Raw genomic sequence first — 24,794 nt, 5'->3', positions numbered from 1 at the left:
TATGAAACTAAGATTATTTATTCTAGCAGCGCTTTTTGCGCCAGTCGCTTCCTTTGCGCAAGCTAACAACTTCACGATTACTGGCCATATTGGCAAGCTTACTAAGCCGGCTATGGCTTATCTTGATTATTCTGATCAAGGTAGTGGTGGTGGCAATACCGATTCTGTTTACTTAGTTGATGGTACCTTCAAATTTACAGGAAAAGTATCTGGCTATACAACAGCGAGAATGGCACTTTCTCATGAGGGTAAAGGAAAGGGTCATGCAATATATGCTCCCGGTGCCGATGTGGTATACATTTACTTTGGAAAAGAGAATGTTGTCTTCACTTCCAACGATTCATTAGATAACGCTGTGGTAACTGGTTCGAAAGTTTATAATGAGCAGGCTGCTTATAACAAGTTTATTGGAGGTTCTATTATGGCTTTGACAAAAGCTGTAAACATTGATTTTAATAGTGGCACTGAGGAACAGAAGAAGGATACTCTTTATATGAAGAAGGTAGATTTGAAATATCGTAAGAATCTTGCGGCGCGTACGGAGAAGCAATGGGAGTTTGCTAAGGCTAATCCCAAATCGTTCTTCGGTTTAGTAGCGCTTTCCGAAGCTGCGAATGTTAAAGATGCTGTTCGTGCACAGCCTATTTTAAATACCTTTAGCAAAGAGCTGCTTGCAACCGATATGGGTAAAGAGCTTCAACAGCGTTTAAATGCTTCGAATTTAACTGCGATTGGTGCAGTAGCTCCAGTGTTTACTCAAAACGATGTCTCTGGAAAAGCGGTATCACTAGCTGATTACAAAGGAAAATTAGTATTGGTAGAATTCTGGGCAAGCTGGTGCTCGCCATGTAGGGCAGAAAATCCGAACCTGGTAAAACAATATAACACTTACAAGGACAAAGGATTTGAAATATTGTCTGTTTCTCTGGATAGCGACAAAAAGCTTTGGCTTGGCGCAATCGAGAAAGATGGCTTACCATGGACTCATGTTTCTGATCTTAAAGGCTGGAACAATGAAGTAGGAAGGCTTTATGGCGTTAGAGCTGTTCCTGCAAGTTATCTGGTAGGTAAAGATGGCAAGATTGTAGGTGCCGGATTACGAGGCGATGCCTTGAATAAAAAGCTTGCAGAGATGTTAGATTAGTTTTAAGTTAGTAGTCTGAGAGGGGCGATGCAAAGGCATTTGCCCCTTTTTGCTTTAAGCCACTTTTTCGTACGTTTGCTTTTCAAAAAACGTCGCATGCTTGCTTTTGCTAATGCTAAAATAAATCTTGGGTTACAGGTAGTTGAGAAGAGGGTAGATGGTTACCATAATCTTGAAACGGTATTTTATCCGGTCAGGATTAACGATGTTATAGAGATTAGTGATGCTGCTGTTACATCTTTCGTTTCGTTAGGTATGGAGATACCAGGAAATTCTTCAGATAACCTCTGTTTAAAGGCTTATAATGCGTTAAGGAATGACTTTGATCTTCCTCCGCAGAAGATCACACTATTAAAAAATATTCCAATAGGTGCGGGCTTAGGAGGAGGCTCGTCTGATGCAGCTTTTCTGGTCAAGTTACTTAATGAGAAGTTCGCGTTAGGATTGTCGATATTGGAGTTGGAGGATTATGTTAGGCACTTGGGTGCTGATTGTGCGTTTTTTATAGAAAATAAGCCGGTTTATGCAGCAGGTAAAGGAGATGAGTTTTCTCCGCTCGAGCTTGACCTTTCTTCATATGAAATAGTTGTGGTAAAGCCTGAAGTTCATGTGTCTACGGCGGATGCCTATGGAGGAATTCTGCCTACGGTTCCTGAAAGTTCGGTGAAAGATTTGATACATTTGCCGGTGCGGGAGTGGAGATCTTGTATTTTCAATGATTTTGAAAAGAACGTATTTAAGAAATATTCCCAGATAGAGCGGCTGAAGGATGAGTTGTATCATGCAGGGGCAATATTTGCGCTCATGAGTGGCAGTGGTTCATCGGTTTTCGGGATATTTGAGGGGAAGGTAAAGCTGGAGCAACTGGAGAAGGAATGTGAGGTTTTTTACGGGTGTTAGGTTGGAAGGGTGTAGGGAGCGCCCGCATGGTGAACTTCTGTTATGGTGACCTTTCGTCATGTCGGCGAAGGCCGGTAACTCGGACCAGCAAGGCCGGGGTCCTGAAATAAATTCAGGATTACGAAGGAGTGAAAGACATGACTAAGCATGAGAAAATAAATTTTGAATAAGCAATAAAATGGAAATAAATCTGATACGTAAAAGCGGTAAATTCAATTTCGAGGCAGAGAACGGAACAGGGTTCAAAGTTGAACTGGATGCTAAAGAAGCAATTGGTGGTGAAGGAAAAGGATTCCGTCCTATGGAAATGCTGTTGGTTGGACTTGGTGGTTGCAGTGGTATTGACATGGTGAATGTCCTCAGCAAACAGAAGGAGCCCTTAAATGACGTTAAAATAAAGATCAATGCAACTAGAAAAGATGAAGAGATGCCGCCGATTTTCGACGTTATAGATGTCCATTTCGATCTTTATGGAGCCTTGAACGTTCAGAAAGTAGAACGTGCGCTTGCGCTGACTTTTGATAAGTACTGCTCTGTATCCAATATACTTGGTCGTTCTGCAACCTTAAATTTTACTTATACCATTCATAACTAATAAAGCAATAATAATAGCGTTACCCATCATGCAAGAAGATAATTTTGAAACCCTAGCCATACGTTTACAAATTGAAAGAAGTCAGTATAAAGAGCATTCTGTGCCACTTTATTTAACTTCTAGTTATAAATTCGATGACGCGGAGGAGATGCGTGCCCTTTTTGCTAATGAGAAAGAGGGGAACGTCTATAGTCGTTATGCAAATCCAAATACGGACGAGCTTATTAATAAAATGTCTGTTCTGGAAGGTGCTGAAAACGGTTGGGCAACCTCCAGCGGTATGGCCGCTATTTTTACAACCTTCATGACTTTCCTGGGATCAGGCGATCATGTATTGTCTAGTCGATCTGTTTTCGGGTCTACGCACCAGCTACTTAACAATATTTTTCCGAAATGGGGTATCACTTATTCCTACGCAGATCTTGATAAGCCTGAGCAGTGGGAAAGTGGCATCAAAGAAAACACAAAAATGATCTTTGTTGAAACGCCTTCAAATCCAGGAATCGATATCATTGATTTAGAATGGTTAGTTAAACTGGCAAAGACTCGCAATATTTTAGTGGTTGTGGACAATTGTTTCGCGACGCCATACTTACAACAGCCGATTAAGTTGGGTGCCGATATCTCTATACACTCTGCCACCAAATTCATTGATGGGCAAGGTCGTACGCTAGGTGGTATTATTTTAGGATCTAACAAGCTGATTAAAGATATTGAAGGGTTTGCAAGGCATAGTGGACCGGCGATGTCGCCATTTAACGCCTGGCTGCTCTCTAAGAGTTTGGAGACCTTAGCCGTACGGATGGACAGGCATTGTGAAAATGCTTTAAAAGTAGCGGAATATTTGGAGGCACAACCATCCGTCAAAAAGGTAATGTATCCCTTTCTAAAATCTCATCCTCAATATGAAATCGCTAAAAAGCAAATGAAATTGGGTGGAGGTATAGTGACCCTGGTCATTCATGGAGGTGTTGAAGCAGCAAGTGCATTTATGGATAAGCTAAAAATGTTCTCTATTTCTGCAAATCTTGGCGATACGCGGTCAATAGCAACGCATCCCGCTACAAGTACGCATTCAAAACTTACAGAAGAGCAACGCCTTGAGGTTGGTATTGAGCAGGGTACAATCCGTTTATCTATTGGTCTGGAGCATGTTGATGATATCCTAAAAGATATTTCTCAAGCACTAGCTAACTAATATAATCGCGGTCTTCATCGCTTAAGTCATTTTTACGGTCTGCAGGATTAGCTTGTGGACCGTCTTTGTCATAACTGGTGACTGTGGTCTTTGGTTTAGCGGCCCAGTATCCGACTATAAAACCAATGAACGTACAGACGCCCACAATAACCAGCTTGGAGACGTCTGCTTTACCGAAGATAAAGTTGAACTCGACAGCTTCTGTATTAAGCATCAGGAAAATGATAATGATAGCGGTAATGGCGATGATGGAGATGGTTTTTGCGCTCATGTGTTTAATTTAGAAGCTGTAGTTTAAAATTAGTTCTAATATAGGTTTCTGATTATAGATTTTATTAACAAAAACGACTCTTCCACCCAACTCAACGTTAGGCTGGTAACGTAATACGTTCATGTTACTACGCAATTCAAAGCCATATGTTTTAGGTTCTGAAACATTTGTTTCGGTACCTATGTTCTCATAATGGCAAAATAAACTTGCTCGTAGCGTTCGTACATAGGCCAATGGCCCAATTTCCGCATCGGGAAATGCAATGGGAAAACGGTAGTTGAACAGCAAAGTATTTCTTAGCTGACTTTTTGCGAGAATATTGTTGTAACCATACACCGAATTGATCTCTCTGTCAAACCGTCTGATCCCCCAGGAGTTTTGCCAATTGAAATTAGCGAGGAAAGAGTGATTTCTTGCGAATCCTGGGAAATACAAAAATCCTTCTGCTGAGAAAAGACCACCTGCTAGTTTATTGTCGAAGGGCTGGTGGAGATAAGCTACTCTTAAGATCTGCGCCCACCTGGGTGCAATATCCCGCTCCGCCTGCCTGCTGCTGTGTGTAAAGGAAACATTATACTCCATCGGGAAGTTTAACGTCTTCACAAAGCTCGATGGGAGGTTTTCGAGTTGATAGCGTTGCGTATAACTTGTAAGTGTGTTTAAGGAGAGGCTATACGAATCGTTAAAGGAATTTACCGTTAGCGGAAGGGACGCCTGAAGTTGCACATTATTTTCCCTCCAATCGCCTTGCTTGCTTATCCTATTCTGGGTATAAAAAGTTCTTCTCGGCCGGTTTCTGTAAGTGGCGGATAAGATTGGGTAAAACGCCTTCAGCGAGAACCCAGTGCTATACTCAAGGCGGTTTAAGTCGCGGTGATACTCAACACCTCCAAAGGAATCGAAGGTGTTGAGCAGGTTGTTTGAAACCAGTTGAAGACCGCCTTTGTATTCATTTTCTATGGTAGGATTCAGGCTGTGCAGGTTAAACAGGTTCCCTAACGCATGATAAGGCTTAGATTCAAAAGTTTGAGTTGGAACATCAGAGAAAACATTAGCGGAGGATTCCTGTCGCTGTGTTGTTGCGCCAAAATTCACGAAAGAGTTGGTAGCTGGATTACTAGAAGATATCGTGTCGATGTTAGTTTGCGCGATCTGATATCCGGTTACCTGATAGTTGTTAAACACCATTTCCTTAGCGTTTATAGGGGAAGCATTAAAAGCGCCGTATTTAGAGGCGCTGAGAGCGCTTACATTCCTTGAGATGGTGTCTATGCTGTAAATGTTATCGATGCCGCTGTAGTGGGCGTTAAAAACTATCCCCTGATTGAAGAATATCGGCCTGCTTAGCTGTTGCTGAGATTCGGGGATAAGCTTATCGGATTTAGTACCGTTTGTCACCCACAGTGCCTTCCCACTTTCGGATACGCTGACGTACGTTATGATATTCCCTGTGGCGTCGTAAGAAGGCGTCTGAAGGATCAGATTTTCCTGGTTGGGTAAAGTTCTTAGCATCTTCCCGGTAGTTGCGTCCAGTTCAATCAAATTGGATTGGTTGCTTAAATCGATCTGAACTGCTACAATCTTTTTAGCGTCCGCAGACAGGGAAGGGGAGAAAAGTCTAGTTCTTTTGGTTAGACTGGTTATTCTCTTTGTTTGAAAGTTGTAGGTGCAGATGACGCTGTAACTTCTTTGGCGATAACGGGGATCATACCTGATCTCATCCCAGGTGATGGTATTATTGGCGTAGCTAAACCAGGGCTGTTCTTGGTAAGCGATGCTAAACATTCTCTTTTCAGTTTTGTCTGAATCGATGAGGACAAAGTGGGAGGTCTCCGACTTGCTTTGTTTGAGGGTCAAAGTTTTGCTATTAGGTAATCTAACCGGCAGGAAGTAATTTGTAGCGAAAGTAGAGGCCTTGTTTAGTGACGTGTAATTCTTAATGTTTGAACTGTCCGCCTGATTTCTCCAATTAGTCTTTAGGATTGCGGTGGTTTGCCTGAACCATTTCTTAGTTCCTGAGCCGGTGTATTTCTTAAGGCTATTTGAAAAAGGGTATAGTCTTAATGGCCGGTGCCGAAGGTCGGTCAGTACAGTGTCGAAAATGTCTTTCCCAAAGTGCTTTTTTATGTTTGAAACATTGAGGTAGCCATATTGGTAATAGCCGGGCGTGATGTCTTTTGATGAACCGAAATTGATCTTGCTATAAGAGAAGTTTTTACCTTCTAAAAGGTTCGCCCGGTAAGGCATAATCCAGGAAGGCTGGCGACCTCTTCCGGCCCGGCTTAAGGCGGTCTCAATGGTTACTGCATCACCTTCAAAAAACCATAGTGGAACGCTGGCCCCGAACCATGCAAAGTACACATCTTCGGGGAAGGGGCGGGCTTTTCCTCCGGTCAGTTTGTCGAACTGTGCGATGTGCCTGAGTTCATGAACCGCGAGGTTGTTTAGCCAGTCCTGACTATCGAACTGTTGAGGTGGCGTTGTAAAGAACTCTGACTTCTTTGGGGCCAGCTGCACAAAGCCATTTGCAATGACTCCCCGGTTTTGAAGTAGGAGTGGAATAACTGTTCTGTCTCTCCTAAGGCTGGCGCCGACATGGGGATAGATATAACCGAGTGTGTTCGCCATGCGCTGTGCTTCTTTCTCTAGTTCTGTCGGATAAATAATCTGAAACCCGCTCGCCGAGATTTGGCGCCATTTTACACTAAGGGGGTTTTGATCTCTATTAAATATCTGTGCATTTGTGCTATGTGCTGATAAGGTTAAAGTTAGTATGGATAACATACTGAATTTCAATAAGTAATAACATGGTTTATGAGGCATAATGAGTTAATGCTAATATATTTAGTATATTTATAAGTTGGAAATGCATTTAGTAAAAATATTAAATTTAGGTATGTTATTATAAATGTCTGAAAATGTGTAGGATATAACTTACATTCAAAGTGAGTAAAATTGAGAATTATATAAAATAAACTAGTATTATGCCACTCAGTAGCTCGTTATATCAAAACAATAACGCTAGTTAGTTTTACTCTGTTAAGATACACTAATTAAGGAAATTTTTAGATGACTTTTGGACTAACTGCGCGGCTATCCTACCCCCGTTATTGCGGCGTATGCCACAACCTCGGATTAGGTGGCATCGCTATGCCGAGGTCCTGAAATGAATTCAGGATGACGATGCCTAAATATTTAAGTGCTCCCATTGTTTTGCAAAACACTAACATTTTCAGATCGGGCCGTATTCATTTCACTGCCATCATCTGCTAGAATTTAAGGGCAACAGTCGGTTTTACCGGTCGGATACTACGCTAAACCCTTGCGTTTTTTATAGATTGGATACAGGAAAATAGAGCCTAAAATGAGGGTTGCTCCAAGGTAGAATCCGATGGACATGGTCTCTCTATTTCCAAAAAACAAGAAAGCTAGAATGATACCATAGACGGGTTCCAAATTGGTAATCAGTGCCACCCTAAATGCAGACAATGTACGCATGACGGAGACTCCAGCAACGTAGGCAAGAGCGGTGCAAATGGTGCCTAAAACAAGTAGGTAAAACCAGTCGGACGAGCTTAGATTGAAGGTCTCATTTTGCAGCTCATTCGTTGCAAATCTATATACAGTTATCCAGAAACATGCGCCCGTGAGCTCATAAAAACCAATCAATTTTGGGTCACTTTTTTGGACTAAGGTTGAGTTAACTGTTGCAAATAGACTCGAGGCAAGTGCAGAAGACAGCCCTAAAATAATGCCCTTTGTGTACTGAGATTCGAACTTAAAAATCAGATATATACCGAGGATAATTACCATACCAATAACTATATCGGAAGCAAGAATCGACTGTCTTTTGATCAGCGGTTCCAGTATTGCGGTAAATAGAGTGGAAGATGATAGACACACCAAAGTGACAGAGACTGTCGATACCTTAATCGCATGAAAGAATAATATCCAATGTATTGCGACGATGCTCCCTGTAAAGAAAAATTGAAGAAACTGCTTCCTGGAGACTCTGATGCTTGTTTTAGTCAGAAGAAAGTAGACCAGTAGCGTGATGCTGGCTATCATTACCCGATACCAAACCATCTGCACTGCACTTACAGAGATTAAATTACCTAGAATACCAGTAAATCCCCATATCAGCACTGTAAAATGTAGGATCAGAAGGTTTCTATTCGCTGTTGATGTGCCCATTATATTGTTGTAGAACTATTTTGGTGCTTTTCTAAGCAAATAGTACCCAAGGAGTCCGAAGATAATGGTTGGGGCTAAGACTGAAAAAAGAGGAGAAATCCCACCTTTAAGGGAAAACATTTTTGCAAATTGCCCAAGTACAATATATCCAAAACTTAAAAGAATGCCTATTCCAAGTGGTAAGCCCACTCCTCCGCGAACTTTACGCGAAGATAAGGCCACACCAATTAATGTCAGTACAAATGCAGATAAGGGGCTTAACCAGCGTTTATAGCGCTCGAAGAGCAAGTCGTTCCAAACGCCCGTACCTCTGATCTTTTCTTTCTTAATTTTATCGGCCAGTTCTCGGTTACTAAGGTTCTCAAAGACGTTATCATATGCAGAGAAGTCATCGGGTTGCATATCTAGAATAGTATCCTTTGTAGTGCCATAGGCGCCGCTTTTAAGAGATTCTTTAAGATCTTTGATATACCGTGTTGAGTAATTTTGTAATCGCCAGACGCGCTTCACCGAATCATAGCTGACACGTTCGGCTACTATCTTTTTAACCAATACGTCGCCCTTAAAATTGTCAAGATTGAACTTTGAACCTATTTTCGTTTTGTTATCGAAGTTGTCCATATAGATGAACGTGTGCTCATCTAACCTCATATGTATGTTGTTCTTTGACGAAGGATCATTCTTCTTTACATAGGTGTTCTCAAAGCTGTTTTTAAGGCGATTAGTATAAGGAAGAATATAGAGATTTGAAGCCAGATTGAAGGCGAAGATGATGAAAGCTGAAATAAAGTAGGGCAGAAGAAAGCGGTTAAAGCTTACGCCTCCGCTTAGAATAGGAACAATCTCAGTTTGATCAGCCATTTTTGCTGTAAAAAAGATGACGGCAATGAAGTTGATGAGTGGCGACAACATATTAACATAAAACGGGATAGAACCCGCATAATAGAGTGTGATCACCTGCCAAAACGTAAGCTTTGCACTCAGGAAATCATCCAGTTTTTCAGACAGATCAAAGATGATAATGATGACAATAAACAGGGTTAGGGTATATAAGAATGTTCCCAGATACTTGCTGATGATGTACCAATCAATGATCTTTATCCTGCTTTTGAAGATGTTCATTTATAATTTGTTTCCTAATATGGTTACCATTTTGTTTTTCCAGGCATAAAACTCCCCGCTAATGATCTTTTCACGGGCCTCTTTTACGAGCCAGGTATAGAAGTGAAGATTGTGTAAGGTAGCAATTTGCGCACCAAGCATCTCTTTTGAGTGCATTAGATGTCTTAAATATGCTTTAGAATAGGTGGTATCTGCGTAAAGGTCGCTATCTGCTTCGATCGGCGAGAAATCATCCGCCCATTTTTTGTTTCCAATGTTAATGATGCCATTCTTTGTAAACAACATACCATTTCTGGCATTTCTGGTAGGCATGACGCAATCGAACATGTCTATACCTAAAGCGATGTTTTCCAGTATATTAATTGGCGTACCAACTCCCATGAGGTATCTTGGCTTTTCCCAAGGTAGAATATCACATACAATCTCTGACATTGCGTACATTTCTTCTGCAGGTTCTCCTACGGATAAACCACCGATTGCATTGCCTTCCCGGTCCATTGAGGCGATGAACTCAGCTGACTTCACTCTTAAATCTTTATAAACAGAGCCCTGGACTATTGGGAAAAGCGTTTGATCAAAGCCATATTTGGACTCCGTTGTATCAAATCTTTTGCAACAACGTTTTAACCATCTGTGCGTCATGTTGATGGATGATGCAGCATAACTATAATCGCAAGGGTATGGTGTACACTCATCGAAGGCCATGATGATATCGGCACCAATGGTTCGCTGAATATCCATGGCATATTCTGGCGTGAAGAGGTGTTTAGAGCCGTCAATATGAGAGCGGAAGGTAACTCCTTCCTCTTTGATTTTTCTAACTTTACTTAGAGAATATACTTGATAACCACCACTGTCTGTAAGAATTGGTCGGTCCCAGCCAATAAACTTATGTAAACCGCCTGACTGTTCAATGATGTCTAATCCGGGTCTGAGATAAAGGTGATAAGTATTTCCGAGTATGATTTTGGCGTCAATGTCGTTTTTCAACTCGCGTTGGTGCACCGCTTTAACGGTCCCTGCCGTTCCAACAGGCATAAAAATAGGTGTTTGTATCTCCCCATGGTCCGTAGTAACAGTACCTGCTCTGGCCTTGGAATGTATATCCTTTGCCGCTAAACTAAATTTCATTTGTGTTTCCTTATGCGTTAATGTCGAAACAACGATTGATTGCATGACATTATTAAAATCTGCCAAAAGTAGCAAAAAACCAGCTATTTAAGGGCGTAAATTTTTATCAACATACAAGTTCATTGCAGATTTAAAATGAGAGATTTGCAAATTACCCGGAACGATTTGGAACTAACAATAACAGAGATTTACCTTTTAGGTGCATTAACTTTTTGCTTGATTATACAGCTGTATTATAGCCTGTTCGTTCATCTTAAATTGGCGGTTTATCCTGTGGTAGCGCTTCCTTCTGAAGCCCGAAAGCCTTTAAGTGTTATCATTTGTGCAAGAAATGAAATCGTGAATCTTAAGGAATACCTACATCTGGTACTCACTCAGAATTATCCTCATTATGAGGTGATCGTAGTGAATGATCGTTCCTGGGACGGAACAGGTGATCTGTTAGAAGAGTTTGGGAAGCAATATAAGCACCTTAAGATTGTAAGCATTGCTGATGGACAAAAGTTTATAGCTGGGAAAAAATTTGCTGTGACTATGGGAATTAAAGCAGCAGAACATGATTGGTTGGTATTTACGGACGCGGACTGTGCGCCTGCCTCATCGCAATGGCTGTTAGGAATGCAGCAACCGGAAGATGAGCAGATCGAAATTCTATTGGGGTATTCCCCATACCTGAAGCGAAAAGGTTTATTAAATGCATTGATTCGTTTTGAGACTTTTTTTACTGCTGTAAATTATCTTTCTTTTGCATTGAAAGGAATGCCCTACATGGGTGTTGGGAGGAATTTGGCTTATAAAAAGTCGCTTTTCTTCAAAAACAAGGGATTCGCTGCACATATGCACATCCCTTCCGGAGACGATGATTTGTTTGTAAATGCCCATGCGACGAGGTTTAATACTGCCATACAGATCAACCCGGATGCACAGGTATGGAGCAGTCCGAACGCCACTTTCGGTGCTTATTTGAGACAGAAAAAACGCCACTTTGGAGCTGGCAAGCTCTATAAAGGCAAGCATAAATTTGTTCTTACTTTCCAAATTGCCATACAATTTCTGTTTTATGCGCTGTTGGTCTCGCTGATGTTCTTTAAACCGGCTGTATATATTGCCTTAGGGACATTTGCTTTAAGTATTTTAGTCAGAAGCTTCGTTTATCCGCGGCTACTAAAACGACTAAGCTACAGTGGACTCCGCTGGTGGTTTCCTATTCTGGATATTCTGCTCTTCATTTTTCTGGTGTTTAACGCCATAGTCTCTATATTTGTTAAAAAAGTCCAGTGGAAATAAAATCGACATTAATTCAAGAGTACTTTCCGGGTCTTACCGAAGATCAAATTGAGAAGTTTGATAAGCTATATGAATTGTATAGTTTTTGGAATGCACAGATTAATGTTATTTCCAGGAAAGACATTGAGGAATTATACGAGCGTCATATTCTGCACTCCCTTGGTATTGCAAAATTCTGCAGCTTTAAGCCTGGAGAAAAGGTACTTGATGTTGGAACTGGAGGAGGATTTCCAGGTATTCCTTTGGCAATACTATTTCCAGAAACGCAGTTTCACCTGGTAGATTCGATCGGTAAAAAGATAAAGGTTGTTGTGGAAGTAGCGGCAGCACTGGGTATTTCCAACGTAAAGGCAAGCCATTTACGTGCTGAACAAGTGAGTGACAAATATGACTTTGTTGTTTCGAGGGCTGTTACCAGGTTGATTGATTTTTACCCCTGGATACAAGGCAAGTTCAATAAAGATTCTAAGAACGCAATAGCAAATGGCATTCTTTACCTGAAGGGGGGCGATTTAGCCGAAGAAATAGCCGAATCAAAGCTGAAAGCAGAATTATATCCACTCTCAGCGTATTTTAAGGAAGAGTTCTTCGAAACCAAATACGTGGTCTACATCCCTCAATAAGCCAACTTCATAGGCATAGTCCTGACACTTTTCTTCTATAGTGGTTTCTACAATATATATAGCAGAGATTGCTATATGAGTTTAGTACACAAGATTGCTCTAACACTGATAAAGAGTGTTGGGCATGTAACAGCTAAAAATTTGCTTGGCCACTTTGGTTCAGCGGAGCTTGTTTTTGGTGCCAGTTTGAAACAGTTAATGGAAATTCCCGGCGTAGGGCCAGTTACAGCTGCGGAAATTGTTAACAATGACGCCTTGAAACTCGCAGAAGAGCAGATCAGGTTCTTAAAGAAACATAAGATCGAGGTAATGTTTTTTGGTGATGAGAATTATCCCCGCAGACTAATAGAGTGTTTTGATGCACCTATACTTTTATATTTCAGAGGAAGTGTTGACGTAAATCACCCTCGGATTGTTAGTGTGGTGGGAACCAGAAAAGCAACGGATTATGGCCGCTATTTGTGTCGGCAGCTAGCAGAGGTTCTCTCTGCTTATGATGTGCTGATCATAAGTGGACTGGCATATGGAATTGATGTAACAGCCCATAAAGAGAGTCTTCAACATAACATTCCTACCATAGGGGTTCTTGCGCATGGGTTAGATCGAATCTATCCCCAATTACATCATTCTGTAGCGCAGAAAATGGTGTACAATGGGGGTCTTATCACCGAGTTTCCGCTTCAAACAAATCCGGATAAGGAAAACTTTCCAAAGAGGAACAGGATCATCGCCGGACTGGCTGATGCCACGATCGTTGTTGAAGCAACTTTGAAGGGTGGCGCATTGATCACTGCAGATATTGCCAATTCTTATGACAGAGATGTCTATGCTTTTCCAGGAAGGGTTAATGATGTGTATTCTGAAGGATGTAATTTCCTGATTAAAACCAGTCGTGCAGCTTTGATTAACCATGCAAAAGACTTTGTCTACTACATGGGGTGGGATTCTGCAATCCCCAAACCGGTTACAAAAGTTCAGTTGCCGCTGGGGCTTAGTCCGGAAGAACAGCAAATATTTGAGATCTTACAGCTATCGTCGGCACGAATAGACGAGCTGGGTGTTAAGTGTGGTATTACTCAAAGTAAACTCGCGATGCATCTCTTAAATCTTGAAATGCAAGGGTTGTTGATTTCTCTGCCCGGTAAAGTGTATAAACTCAACCAATAATATTAATTAAAAGCCCATATATAAGGTTGTTTTAATGTCTATTGACTAACTAGATTAAAATATAATTTTTTATTCTGCAGGCTCATAAAATAATATTTTGATTTTCTATTAGAAAATAGAATTGTGCAGCCTAATAGGTATTTTTGTATCATGTGGTATAACAATATTTTAGAAACAATAGGTAACACCCCTCTGGTGAGGCTAAATACTGTAACTAAGGAAATACCTGCTACAGTGCTTGCTAAAATTGAGACGACCAACCCTGGAAATTCTATTAAAGACAGGATGGCAATCAAAATGATTCAGGATGCGGAGCAGTCCGGCGTTCTGAAACCAGGTGGGACAATTATAGAAGGAACGTCAGGAAATACAGGTATGGGGCTTGCTATGGCCGCTATTGTAAAGGGGTACAAATGTATCTTCACAACCACGGATAAACAGTCGAAAGAGAAAGTAGATGCTTTACGCGCATTTGGCGCTGAGGTGATCGTTTGCCCAACGAATGTCGAGCCGGAGGATCCGCGATCTTATTATTCTGTTTCATCCCGTCTGGAGCGGGAAGTGCCTAATTCATGGAAGCCGAACCAGTATGATAATCTTGCCAATACGCAGGCACATTATGAGCAAACCGGGCCAGAGATATGGGAGCAAACTGAAGGCAAGATCACACACCTCGTCGTTGGTGTTGGAACGGGCGGTACCATCTCCGGAACTGGTAAGTATTTAAAAGAAAAGAACCCAAACATTAAGGTGTGGGGTATTGATACCTACGGTTCCGTATTTAAAAAATACAAGGAAACCGGTATTCTTGATAAAAATGAGATATATCCGTACATAACTGAGGGTATAGGGGAGGACTTCCTTCCGAAGAACGTTGATTTTGATGTGATTGATCTATTTGAGAAAGTAACTGACAAGGATGCAGCGCTTATGACAAGAGATATTGCCCGTAAGGAAGGTATCTTTGTTGGTAATTCGGCTGGGTCAGCAATAGCAGGATTGCTTCAGTTGAAAGATAAGCTCAAGCCTGAAGATGTAGTAGTCGTAATTTTTCATGATCATGGTAGCCGGTACATGGGTAAGATGTACAATGAAGATTGGCTGAGAGAGCGTGGATTTCTGACAGATGAAAAGCTGACCGCAAAAACAATCATTGCAAAGAAAGACAACACTGAGATTGTAACGATAGATTGTGAAAAGACTATTCTAGAAGCGATTAATACAATGCATATGCTCAATATATCTCAAATACCCGTTACCCAAAAACAGATGGTAGTTGGAAAATTGGCAGAAAGTGACATATTAAAAGCGTTAATGGTAAATCCCTCACTAAAGTCTGCGAAGGTTCAGGAGATCATGTCGGCAACGTTCCCTTTTGTTGATTTGAACACTTCGATAGATCGCATTTCTGCTTTGATTAACAAAGAAAACAGTGCTGTATTAGTGGAATCAGAAAGCGGTACGATTGAGATTATTACTCAGTATGACATCATAAATGCCATCTCTGCTTAGTAAATATTCTAATTAAAGGGCTATAAAAAATGCCCCTCTTCTGAGGGGCATTTTTTATTTAGTGGGAAGGAGCAGAAGCTTCGACACGTTTTATTTGCGCGCCTAAAGCCCTTAGGCGTATATCAATGTCCTGATATCCACGTTCGATCTGTTCAATATTAAATATGGTTGACTTACCTTCCGCTGATAAAGCGGCTATTAGTAAGGAGACACCTGCGCGGATATCAGGAGAGGTCATACTTATGCCTCTAAGTTTATACTGCTTGTCAATTCCATTTACCGTAGCTCTATGGGGATCACATAGGATGATTTGGGCACCCATATCAATAAGCTTGTCTACAAAAAACAACCTGCTTTCAAACATTTTCTGGTGAATTAAAACATTCCCTTTTGCTTGAGTAGCCACAACTAAAACAATGCTAAGTAAGTCAGGAGTAAATCCTGGCCATGGAGAATCTGCAATGGTAAGCATCGAACCGTCAATGAAAGACTCAATAACATAATGTTTCTGAGATGGGATATAAATATCGTCACCCCTCAATTCGAATTTGATACCAAGCTTACGGAACACATCTGGAATTACACCCAGCTCTGAATAGCAGACATTTTTTATGGTGATCTCCGACTCTGTCATAGCTGCAAGTCCGATAAATGAACCAATCTCGATCATATCAGGGAGCATTCTGTGTTCAGTACCTCCAAGTTTCTCAACTCCCTCAATGGTTAAGAGATTTGAACCAACACCGGTGATTTTTGCACCCATGCGGTTAAGCATCTTGCAAAGCTGTTGTAAATAGGGCTCGCAGGCGGCATTGTAAATTGTTGTGATTCCTTTTGCTAAGACAGCAGCCATCACAATGTTCGCTGTACCAGTTACTGAAGCCTCATCCAACAAGATATAAGCTCCTTTTAGATCAGTGGCATCAACGTTAAAAAACTCTTTTTTGCTATCATAAACAAACCTGGCACCTAGCTTTTCAAAGCCCAGGAAATGGGTGTCTAATCTTCTTCTTCCTATCTTATCGCCTCCTGGTTTAGGGATAGCAGCAGTACCAAAACGCCCTAATAGTGGTCCTACGATCATGATTGAGCCCCTTAACCCGCCACCTTTAGCCTTAAAGGTATCAGATAAGAAGAACTTTAAGTCTATGTTTTTCGCCTCGAAAGTATAGGTATCTTTTGAAAGACGCTCGATGTGAACGCCCATATCGCCAAGCAATTCTATAAGCTTATTTACGTCTTTAATGTCAGGAATATTACTGACTGTAATCTTTTGATCAGTTAACAGAACTGCAGCTATAATTTGTAATGCTTCGTTCTTTGCTCCCTGAGGGTGAATTTCGCCCTTCAACTTCTTTCCACCAATTATTTCAAATGCATTCATATTGTCAATAAGTATTTGTATTTTAAGATTGGTAGGCTAGCTTCTTTGTTTTGGATTGTTATTACGCTGCTGCGGGCGGCCATTGTTACTTCCTTGTCTGTTTTTGCTATTGCTGTTGTTGTTGTTATTGTTTCTTCCACGATTGTTGTTAAGAGGCCTGGCAACAACCGGTTTAAATTCAACCTTAGCTAGATTGATGTTTTCATCTAATTCTAGTTCTCCGTTTGAAAGTTCACGTAGGTTTTTGATGATCGTCTCGTCAGTTACTGAATCTTTATTCCAGGTAACGTATGCCATTTTCATGAAGTTGGCGATGCCCTGCACCATAGAAGCTCGTTTTTCAGGTTCATCTTTTACAGCTTTGGCTTTCTCAATCATTACTTCGACAGTTTTGCCATAGTGTTTATATTTAATCTTTTGTTGAGGGTAACCGATATGCGCAGGTTTAACTAACGCAGCTTCAGGTGTTGGTTTTGGATAAGGAGAATCTACGTCGATCTTATAGCCGGAAATGATGTGTAAATGGTCCCAAAGTTTATGTTTGAAATCAGCAACATCTCTTAAATGCGGATTTAAAAATCCCATAAGGTCAATTACTGCTTGTGCGTATCTATTTCTTTCTTCAAGATCCGGTAACTCTATAATGTACTTAACCATATTTTGTACATTACGGCCATATTCTGCCAGAATCAGCTCGTTTCTTGTGGTGTTATAATCAAAATTCATGCGTATTTATTTCTATGAATGTAATCGTTTATCTTTTATTTAACAATTCGCAATTTAGCAAATTTTAGCAACAACTGTTTGTTGCCCAATCCCTGGAAGAATACAGTGGCTTTGACATCAGGAAGATTACCTTCCAAACTTACAATCTTACCGAATCCAAACTTCTCGTGCTCAACATCCATACCATTTTGAAATGCTGATGCCACATCTGGAGTAAAGCCAGGTGTTGGAACGTGTGCTTTAGGAAGTATCGAAGTAGTTTTCGGTCTCTGAACCGGTGTTCTCGAAGGGGTAGAGGACGCTGTAGCCTCCCGCTGCTGTGACCAGGTTCTGCGTTCGGTATCGAAACTATTATCTCCCAATACACTTTTTGTCGGCTTTACCACCTCTAACTCAAGAAATTTAGCGTTTATTTCATTGATAAAGCGGCTAGGTTCACAATTCGTCAAAGTTCCCCATCGGTATCGGGAGGTGGCGTAGGTTAAAGTAAGCTTCTTTTCAGCACGAGTGATAGCGACGTAGAACAATCGGCGTTCTTCCTCAAGATCTGTTCTTGAATTGAGACTCATTTGTGATGGGAAAAGATTTTCTTCCAAGCCGACGACGAAAACGTTCTTGAATTCCAATCCCTTAGCGGAGTGAATGGTCATCAAAGAGACTGTATCCCTTGTTTTGTCGTCCTGACGGTCGTCGTTCGTTAGTAGTGCGATGTCCTGCATAAAAACAGCCAAACTCCTGTCTTCAATGTCTTCACGCTCTGCGAATTCTTTTATACCATTTAATAGCTCTTGTATATTTTCATAGCGACTACGGCCTTCAACGCTGTCGTCTGTATGTAACTCTTTGAGAATACCTGAATGCTGTGCGATATACAGGGCTGTTTCATAGGCGTCTAACTTCTTTGATTCTGCAGCGAAACTTTGGATTAACATCGCAAAGTCGTTAAGCTGATTCGCTATCCTGCCTTCAATATATTGCTGTGGGGCACAAATTACCTCCCACATTGTGATATCATTTTTGTCAGCAGCAACAATTATCTTATCGACTGTTGTATCACCTAGTCCTCTTTTTGGATAGTTAATAACCCTTTTTATAGCCTCCTCATCAGACGGATTAAAGGTTAATCGAAAGTAAGCGATAATATCTTTTACCTCTTTGCGCTGATAGAAAGAGAGCCCACCATATATTTTATAAGGTACATTCAGTTTTCTTAAAGCTTCCTCCATTGCCCTCGATTGGGCGTTAGTGCGGTAAAGTATAGCGAAGTCATTGTGGTTATATCCTTTGGATGTTCGCTCTTGAACAATCGCTTCTGCAACTAGCTTTCCTTCCTCATTGTCCGTGAACGCGCGCTGAACTTTAATCCGGTCGCCTGGTTCATTGTCGGAGAATACATTTTTCTCCAGCTGATTTTTATTATTGGCGATGATACTATTAGCGACTTCAACGATGTTTTGTGTAGATCGATAATTTTGCTCAAGCTTATAAACTTTCAAATCGGGGTAATCCCTTTCAAAATTCAATATATTTTGAATGTTCGCCCCCCTAAAGGCGTAGATACTTTGAGCATCATCACCTACAACACAAATGTTTTGGTAAGCAGCAGCTAACTTTTTAACGATTGTATACTGTGAAAAGTTTGTATCCTGGTACTCATCCACCATTAGATACTTGAACTTCTGTTGATACTTGTTAAGCACGTCGGGGTGGCTTTTCAACAATACGTTTGTTTTAAAGAGTAGATCGTCGAAATCCATAGCACCAGCTTTAAAGCAGCGCTTGGTGTAGGTTTCGTATATAGTGCCTAGTAAAGGTCTTTTATTACCGACATCTTCTGACTGAATTTCGGCACTTTCCAAATATTCAGAGTGAGAAATAAGATTGTTTTTTGCTGAAGAAATTCGGTTGTAGACGAAGTTTGCATTGTAAAGCTTATCGTCGAGCTGTAACTCTCGAAGGATGGATCTGATCAGGCTTTTGCTATCATCGGTATCATAGATTGTGAAATTTGATGGGTATCCAATTTTTTCAGCCTCTACTCGAAGTATCTTCGCAAATACCGAGTGGAAGGTACCCATCCAGATATTCTTAGCCTCAGACCCCACAACTTTCATGATACGCTCGCGCATATCCTTGGAAGCTTTATTAGTAAAAGTCAGCACTAAAATGTTGAAAGGGTCTATTCCTTTCTCAATTAAGTAAGCTACCCGATAAGTGATTACACGGGTTTTTCCAGAGCCGGCACCTGCCACTATCATTGCCGGGCCTTGTGTATTTTCTACTGCTGCACGTTGTTGGGGGTTTAAACCTGCTAAATAATCCAAATCCGTTTCCTGTTCTTGCTGTTTAAGATATGTTTGCTAGGAAGCATGAATATGCTTCTGAACCACAAAACTACATTTTTTTCAGATTACATCCAGTCCTTTTCCGAACTTTCAACCTGATATAACCAATAATTCATCAACATTTGAAGGGTATCATAGTTGCCGAATCTGAAGGTGATATTTCCTGCTGCAGTGTGGCAGGTGATATAGCCAATATTGGCTTTACGGTGCCAAAGCATTTGCTTGATGGTCATGGCTTGAATCTTATGCGGTACGATGATTTGGCGCTCAATATCCCAAATTCCATGTTGCTTTATGATGTACTCACCGGACACAAACAGCCGGTGGTTTCTAAACCTATAGTAGATCATAGTTGCAGCCAAGATTGCATAAGCCACGAAATACGGAACGTAATCCAGCATCGGGTAACGCCAGTTATTTAAGGTTAGGAGAATTAAAAACGGAACAATGATCCAGAAAACTATGCTTAGAAATACAAAGCGGTAATTAGGTGACAATTTAAGTCCTTCTTTTGGCACCTCATTAAAGATCATTGTGAGTATCTGGTCGCGCTCTTTTGAACTGCAACCAGGTATTTCTATATCGCTATTTTTGGTTTCCTTGTTACTTTGTGTGACCGTTGAATTTTGTTTCATTCGCATGTCCAACATGTTCAGTTTCTTCTGGAAGTAGTTTTGCGTATAGACGCTGATCTGAACACGATGAGGATTTAAAAAGGTGTTCTTCTTTGCCAGTAAGCCAGAGTTGACCACAAGGGAGTTTTTTTGCTTAAAAACCTCGAAGTCGAAATACTTGATAAATGTTCGGATAATGTTCAGGACAAGAAGGAAGATGAGCACCCCAGAGATCATGATGCCGATGGAGATAAGGGTAATTCCTTGTTGAAATGCTTGACCAACTTGATCTCGGTCCACTTCAAAGATGTCTATGATATCTTTCAAACTTTGGAAACCGGCAGCCAAAAATGCGATAACAAGTGCTATAGTCTGTCCGTAATTAGAAGTAGCACCGATTTTAAGCAACGTTAAAGGGCTTAATTTTAAGAAAGGCGTGGTAACTATTGGCTCGTTGGACAACTCGGCAGAACTCATTTCTTTCTGCAATTCCGGCCTGTTATCCCGGTTTAGCAGTTTCTTTTTTAACTCTTCAGCAGATGTCTTATCTATTGCTCTGATTGTTCCTTCCTTTTTGTCGCTCCCCGCAGTATCAATTTGCAGGGTGTAGAAACCAATAATCCGTTGTAAAAAAGACTGATTGATATTCACTTGCTGAATTTTATCGAGGTGTATGGTCAGACTTGTTTTTACGAACACACCTTCGTTTATCACAAAGGCATCATCCTTTTCATTGATGTAAAAAGTGAAGGATTGGTATCTGAAGTATGCAAACACTGCCACTAAAAGAACAACAATGCACATTCCCAGAAAGATATAGGATCTTGAAGAGGTATCAGATCTAAAAATAATAACAAGAAGAGGTATCGCCAGGTTTCTGATAAGTTTCTGAAGTGTATTAAGAAACATAAATATTATCCCAGTAGCCGATTGTTTTCTTGGGCTACTGAAATCGTAATTATTGGATTCCATTATTGAGGCGTTTAGCTAATAATTCTCTTATGCTTTTTGCCTGATTGATTTCAAGGCCATAAATCTTAATGTTTCCTGTAGCCCCACCGGCTGTGAAAACATCAATCGCACCCAGATGATACATTCTAGAAAATATCCCTTCGTTTAGCGTCACATGTTGGACGCGATTGAAGGGTATCACAGTTGTCGTAGCAGATAAAATTCCACTCCGATATATGATGTCTCTTTCTCTGACTGCTAGTCCGCGTCTTTTAAAACTAAGCCTAAACAGAATGAAAAGGAATGCGCTGAAAAAAATTATTGCTAGAATGATATATATGATATAAGCCCTTGTTTCTTCACGAAGCACCAGGATCAATGCTGCTGCTGCGCAAATAAATAAAATACTGATACAAATATTCAGCACTATCACTTTCCAATAGTTAGGATGGAGTGATTCGAGCGGTATTTCCTGATAACGAGGTAGTGAATTGATGTCAATTGGCTCGTTGCTGAAATTCTCCATTAGGACTTTAAGTTATGGTAGGTAACGAAAGTAAAGAATAATTATATTTGTCCAAAATCAATCGTATGCAAGAGATCAAAAACTATGTAGAAAGCAATAAACAGCGTTTTTTAGAGGAGCTGTTTGAGTTGCTGCGCTTCCCATCGGTAAGTGCAGACCCGAAATATAAAGCTGATGTTTTAAAGACGGCCGATTTTGTTGCACAGAAGCTAGCTGATGCTGGTGCAGACAAAGTAGAGATTTGTGAAACTGCTGGATACCCGATCGTCTATGGCGAGAAATTAATTGACCCTTCATTACCTACTGTACTCATTTATGGTCATTATGATGTTCAGCCTGCTGATCCACTGGAACTATGGAAGACACCTCCTTTTGAACCAACAATTAGAGACGGTAAGATTTATGCGCGAGGTGCCTGTGATGATAAGGGCCAGTTCTATATGCATATAAAGGCATTTGAGTTGATGATGCAAACGAACACCCTTGCTTGCAATGTTAAATTTATGATTGAAGGCGAAGAAGAAGTGGGTTCCGCTAATCTTGGGATCTTTGTTAATGCTAATGTTGGCCGCCTTAAAGCAGATGTCGTTTTAATTTCAGATACTTCTATGATCAGCATGGAAAACCCGTCTATTGAAACCGGACTGCGTGGACTAGCCTATATGGAGGTCGAAGTCGTTGGACCAAATCGCGATCTTCACTCCGGTGTTTACGGTGGTGCTGTAGCCAATCCGGCGACTATCCTGTGTAAGATGATCGCTTCTCTGCACGATGAGAACAACCATATCACTATTCCGGCATTTTATGATAAAGTTGTCGAGCTTTCTGATGAAGAAAAGCTAGCACTCAATTCGGCGCCTTTTGATTTGGAAGATTATAAAACAGATTTGGATATTGCAGAAGAATGGGGTGAGCAAGGCTATTCAACGTTAGAGCGGACTGGAACCAGACCGACTTTAGAAGTTAACGGAATCTGGAGTGGTTATATTGGAGAAGGTGCCAAGACGGTGTTACCATCAAAAGCTAATGCAAAAATTTCAATGCGTTTGGTTCCGCATCAAAGCTCAGAAGAGATCGCAGAAATCTTTACCAAGCACTTTGAAAGCATTGCTCCTTCTAATGTAAAAGTAAAAGTGACGGCTCATCATGGTGGCGAGCCAGTAGTAACGCCGACCGATAGTATTGCATACCGTGCTGCGGAACAGGCAATTCTGGATTCCTTCGGAAAGCTACCGATTCCTACGAGGGGCGGAGGAAGTATTCCTATTGTTGCTTTGTTTGAAAGTGCGCTTGGAATCAAGTCTGTACTATTTGGCTTTGGTCTTGACAGCGATTCACTTCATTCTCCCAATGAGAAGTATGACATATATAACTACTATAAGGGAATTGAGACTTTGCCGTTGTTTCATAAATACTTTGCAGAATTGAGTAAAGTGTAGCGTTCTTTCGCTCTGTTGAAAACACCAATATTCCTTCTCTCCTCGGATTTTGAAGTAAATCCGGATGTCGATCAGGAACATTGGTGTTTTCAATTTGGCGGGAAGAGTGGGGTTTGAGTTATGGACGAATTATTACTGGTATGAAATTAACGGATGGAGCGTAAGAATCCGATTTTACAGAAAGGGAAGGGTAATGCTGGGGTTACAGGGGCGAAGGGTACAAGCCGGGCGAAGGCGGGTGTTGGCGGAGCACCAGGTAGGAGCCGAACGAAATCTGCTACTCCGAGGAAGAGAAAAAGCACAGGTAAAGGGCTTTCGTCGGGTTTAAGGGTTGCTCTTGTCTGTATGGTGCTAGTTCTACTATCACCTTTCTACTATGGATATGTGATCAAGGTTTTTAGTTCAAGCTGGAGATGGATCACAGATATAGGAGAAGATCCGAATTACAGGACGTATAGTAGCTATAACATTAAGATTCCAAAGGGGCATTCGGTGCATGGGATTGATGTCTCCTCCTATCAGGGCAAGATAGATTGGAAGATGGTAAAAGCGATGCGGGATGACGATGTCGGCGTTACTTTTGCCTTTATTAAGGCTACAGAGGGGATGTTTAAGGTTGATCCGTATTTCCAACGGAATTGGCGGGAAGCCCCCAAATCCGGTATCATCTGCGGTGCCTATCATTATCTGATACCGAAAAAGTCTGGAGAATGGCAGGCTAAATTCTTTTTACAGACCGTGAGGTTCGAATCTGGGGATCTACCGCCTGTATGCGATATTGAAGAACTTAGTGGTGTCCCTGCTTCAAAGATGAGGGTTCAACTCAGCGAATTTTTGGAACATGTGGAAAGTAAAACCGGTGTAAAGCCAATAATATATACAGGCTTGTCATTTTATAAGGACTATTTAGAGGGGCACTTCGATGGGTACCCTTTGTGGATCGCACACTATTACCAGCCAAAGCTCAAAGTAGGAAAGCGTACAAAATGGCAGTTTTGGCAACATTCGGATAAAGCAAAAATTTCAGGTATCGGACATGTAGTCGATTTCAATGCATTTAATGGTGACAGTCTGGCCTTCTATAATATGCTAATTAAGTAGAAGCCTTTGAGCAATGTTTGCCTTCCAAATCTTCTGCTTTTCGTCATTGAAGCCATGTTCGGTTTCAATATCGTATCTTCTATTTTCTTCGGCAAGAACCTTCATAAGTTGAAGGTAAATAGTTCTTGTTTTTGTTTTAAAGTTCGTTGGTAGATACCTCTGCGAGCTTAATTGTTTATATAGTGTTCTCCCGTAGATAACGGCTAAATCAGTATGGCCTTGCTCGTGCTCAAGTAATTTTAGCTTTCCGCTTGTTCTGAGGTTTTGCAGCCGCTGGAAGTTGACTACGGTATTTGGAGTATCTAGCATTATCCGCACCTCAAAACTCAAACTAACGCTGTTTCCTTTTTGAATTGCACGATATTTATATAATGTCTTATGAGCCGTATATGCAATATAGGGTAGGCGAGAATTCTCTGTCTTTTTGAATGCGCTCCAAGTGAGCTTTATCCTGGGTATTTTTTGATTTTGTGCAAACGGTTTGCTCGCAGTCAAGCAAAGGAGTTGTAGGAATACTAATATTTTAAAGAGATAAAGAGAAACTGCTCTGCTCAAATTATCGGC

General features: G+C 41.0%; 21 protein-coding genes. 10 read left to right on the top strand and 11 right to left on the bottom strand.

All coding sequences use genetic code 11. The features are described 5' to 3' along the window. Position 1 precedes the first annotated feature (1 nt). The 4 genes from WKF66_RS08600 to WKF66_RS08585 all read left to right on the top strand — a co-directional run bounded on the left by WKF66_RS08600 (position 2) and on the right by WKF66_RS08585 (position 3,837). Positions 2-1,144, top strand: coding sequence for a redoxin domain-containing protein (locus tag WKF66_RS08600; RefSeq protein ID WP_489674020.1), 1,143 nt, complete (start codon positions 2-4; stop codon positions 1,142-1,144). Positions 1,145-1,240: 96 nt separating this feature from the next. Beyond that, positions 1,241-2,044 carry a 4-(cytidine 5'-diphospho)-2-C-methyl-D-erythritol kinase gene (ispE, locus tag WKF66_RS08595; protein WP_489674019.1) on the top strand — a complete coding sequence of 268 codons (804 nt, stop codon included), beginning with the start codon at positions 1,241-1,243 and terminating at the stop codon, positions 2,042-2,044. A gap of 178 nt (positions 2,045-2,222) precedes the next feature. Further along, on the top strand, positions 2,223-2,639 hold the full coding sequence (locus tag WKF66_RS08590) for an OsmC family protein (RefSeq protein ID WP_489674018.1): 417 nt from the start codon (positions 2,223-2,225) through the stop codon (positions 2,637-2,639). Positions 2,640-2,667: 28 nt separating this feature from the next. Beyond that, entirely contained in the window at positions 2,668-3,837 is a 1,170-nt protein-coding gene (locus tag WKF66_RS08585) for a trans-sulfuration enzyme family protein (protein WP_489674017.1), read from the top strand. Here the strand turns inward: WKF66_RS08585 and WKF66_RS08580 are convergent. The 5 genes from WKF66_RS08580 to tgt form a co-directional block, all read right to left on the bottom strand. Continuing rightward, the gene (locus WKF66_RS08580) at positions 3,830-4,108 is read right to left on the bottom strand and encodes a LapA family protein (RefSeq protein WP_489674016.1); all 279 of its coding nucleotides are present in this window, start codon (positions 4,106-4,108) and stop codon (positions 3,830-3,832) included. The two genes, WKF66_RS08585 and WKF66_RS08580, sit on opposite strands and share 8 nt — an antisense overlap. A gap of 9 nt (positions 4,109-4,117) precedes the next feature. Then, positions 4,118-6,892 carry a TolB-like translocation protein gene (locus tag WKF66_RS08575; RefSeq protein ID WP_489674015.1) on the bottom strand — a complete coding sequence of 925 codons (2,775 nt, stop codon included), beginning with the start codon at positions 6,890-6,892 and terminating at the stop codon, positions 4,118-4,120. 525 nt (positions 6,893-7,417) lie between these two features. After that, complete coding sequence (locus WKF66_RS08570) at positions 7,418-8,302, bottom strand: DMT family transporter (protein WP_489674014.1); 885 nt, start codon at positions 8,300-8,302, stop codon at positions 7,418-7,420. 15 nt (positions 8,303-8,317) lie between these two features. Next, on the bottom strand, positions 8,318-9,424 hold the full coding sequence (locus tag WKF66_RS08565) for an LptF/LptG family permease (RefSeq protein ID WP_489674013.1): 1,107 nt from the start codon (positions 9,422-9,424) through the stop codon (positions 8,318-8,320). After that, the gene (gene tgt, locus WKF66_RS08560) at positions 9,425-10,555 is read right to left on the bottom strand and encodes a tRNA guanosine(34) transglycosylase Tgt (RefSeq protein ID WP_489674012.1); all 1,131 of its coding nucleotides are present in this window, start codon (positions 10,553-10,555) and stop codon (positions 9,425-9,427) included. 165 nt (positions 10,556-10,720) lie between these two features. Between tgt and WKF66_RS08555 the strand changes: the two genes are divergently transcribed. From WKF66_RS08555 to WKF66_RS08540, 4 genes are all read left to right on the top strand, one after another. Next, the gene (locus WKF66_RS08555) at positions 10,721-11,842 is read left to right on the top strand and encodes a glycosyltransferase (RefSeq protein ID WP_489674011.1); all 1,122 of its coding nucleotides are present in this window, start codon (positions 10,721-10,723) and stop codon (positions 11,840-11,842) included. Beyond that, entirely contained in the window at positions 11,833-12,465 is a 633-nt protein-coding gene (rsmG, locus tag WKF66_RS08550) for a 16S rRNA (guanine(527)-N(7))-methyltransferase RsmG (protein ID WP_489674010.1), read from the top strand. The genes WKF66_RS08555 and rsmG overlap by 10 nt, the downstream gene beginning before the upstream one ends. Before the next feature lie 75 nt (positions 12,466-12,540). Next, complete coding sequence (dprA, locus tag WKF66_RS08545; protein WP_489674009.1) at positions 12,541-13,632, top strand: DNA-processing protein DprA; 1,092 nt, start codon at positions 12,541-12,543, stop codon at positions 13,630-13,632. A 150-nt stretch (positions 13,633-13,782) separates the two neighbouring features. Beyond that, positions 13,783-15,144, top strand: coding sequence for a pyridoxal-phosphate dependent enzyme (locus WKF66_RS08540; RefSeq protein WP_489674008.1), 1,362 nt, complete (start codon positions 13,783-13,785; stop codon positions 15,142-15,144). 58 nt (positions 15,145-15,202) lie between these two features. Here the strand turns inward: WKF66_RS08540 and murA are convergent, their stop codons facing one another. The 5 genes from murA to WKF66_RS08515 form a co-directional block, all read right to left on the bottom strand. Further along, positions 15,203-16,528: a UDP-N-acetylglucosamine 1-carboxyvinyltransferase gene (gene murA / locus WKF66_RS08535; protein ID WP_489674007.1), complete on the bottom strand. Its 1,326-nt coding sequence runs from the start codon at positions 16,526-16,528 to the stop codon at positions 15,203-15,205. Positions 16,529-16,564: 36 nt separating this feature from the next. Next, positions 16,565-17,254, bottom strand: a complete 690-nt coding sequence (locus WKF66_RS08530) for a DUF4290 domain-containing protein (RefSeq protein WP_489674006.1) — start codon at positions 17,252-17,254, stop codon at positions 16,565-16,567. Between the two features lie 35 nt (positions 17,255-17,289). Beyond that, entirely contained in the window at positions 17,290-19,578 is a 2,289-nt protein-coding gene (locus WKF66_RS08525) for an ATP-dependent helicase (protein ID WP_489674005.1), read from the bottom strand. 86 nt (positions 19,579-19,664) lie between these two features. After that, positions 19,665-21,185, bottom strand: coding sequence for a PH domain-containing protein (locus tag WKF66_RS08520; protein ID WP_489674004.1), 1,521 nt, complete (start codon positions 21,183-21,185; stop codon positions 19,665-19,667). Continuing rightward, the gene (locus tag WKF66_RS08515; RefSeq protein ID WP_489674003.1) at positions 21,172-21,690 is read right to left on the bottom strand and encodes a PH domain-containing protein; all 519 of its coding nucleotides are present in this window, start codon (positions 21,688-21,690) and stop codon (positions 21,172-21,174) included. Before WKF66_RS08515 ends, WKF66_RS08520 begins: the two co-directional genes overlap by 14 nt. Before the next feature lie 65 nt (positions 21,691-21,755). Between WKF66_RS08515 and WKF66_RS08510 the strand changes: the two genes are divergently transcribed. Then, positions 21,756-23,129 carry a dipeptidase gene (locus WKF66_RS08510; RefSeq protein WP_489674002.1) on the top strand — a complete coding sequence of 458 codons (1,374 nt, stop codon included), beginning with the start codon at positions 21,756-21,758 and terminating at the stop codon, positions 23,127-23,129. 153 nt (positions 23,130-23,282) lie between these two features. Continuing rightward, positions 23,283-24,230 carry a glycoside hydrolase family 25 protein gene (locus WKF66_RS08505; protein WP_489674001.1) on the top strand — a complete coding sequence of 316 codons (948 nt, stop codon included), beginning with the start codon at positions 23,283-23,285 and terminating at the stop codon, positions 24,228-24,230. Here WKF66_RS08505 and WKF66_RS08500 read toward each other — a convergent pair. Beyond that, complete coding sequence (locus WKF66_RS08500) at positions 24,219-24,725, bottom strand: DUF922 domain-containing protein (RefSeq protein WP_489674000.1); 507 nt, start codon at positions 24,723-24,725, stop codon at positions 24,219-24,221. The genes WKF66_RS08505 and WKF66_RS08500 overlap by 12 nt on opposite strands. Positions 24,726-24,794: the final 69 nt, after the last annotated feature.

The organism is Pedobacter sp., from assembly GCF_037719805.1.
GTDB lineage: Bacteria > Bacteroidota > Bacteroidia > Sphingobacteriales > Sphingobacteriaceae > Pedobacter.
Note: the sequence above shows the minus strand (reverse complement) of the source record. Positions and strands in the feature narration are given on the sequence as shown.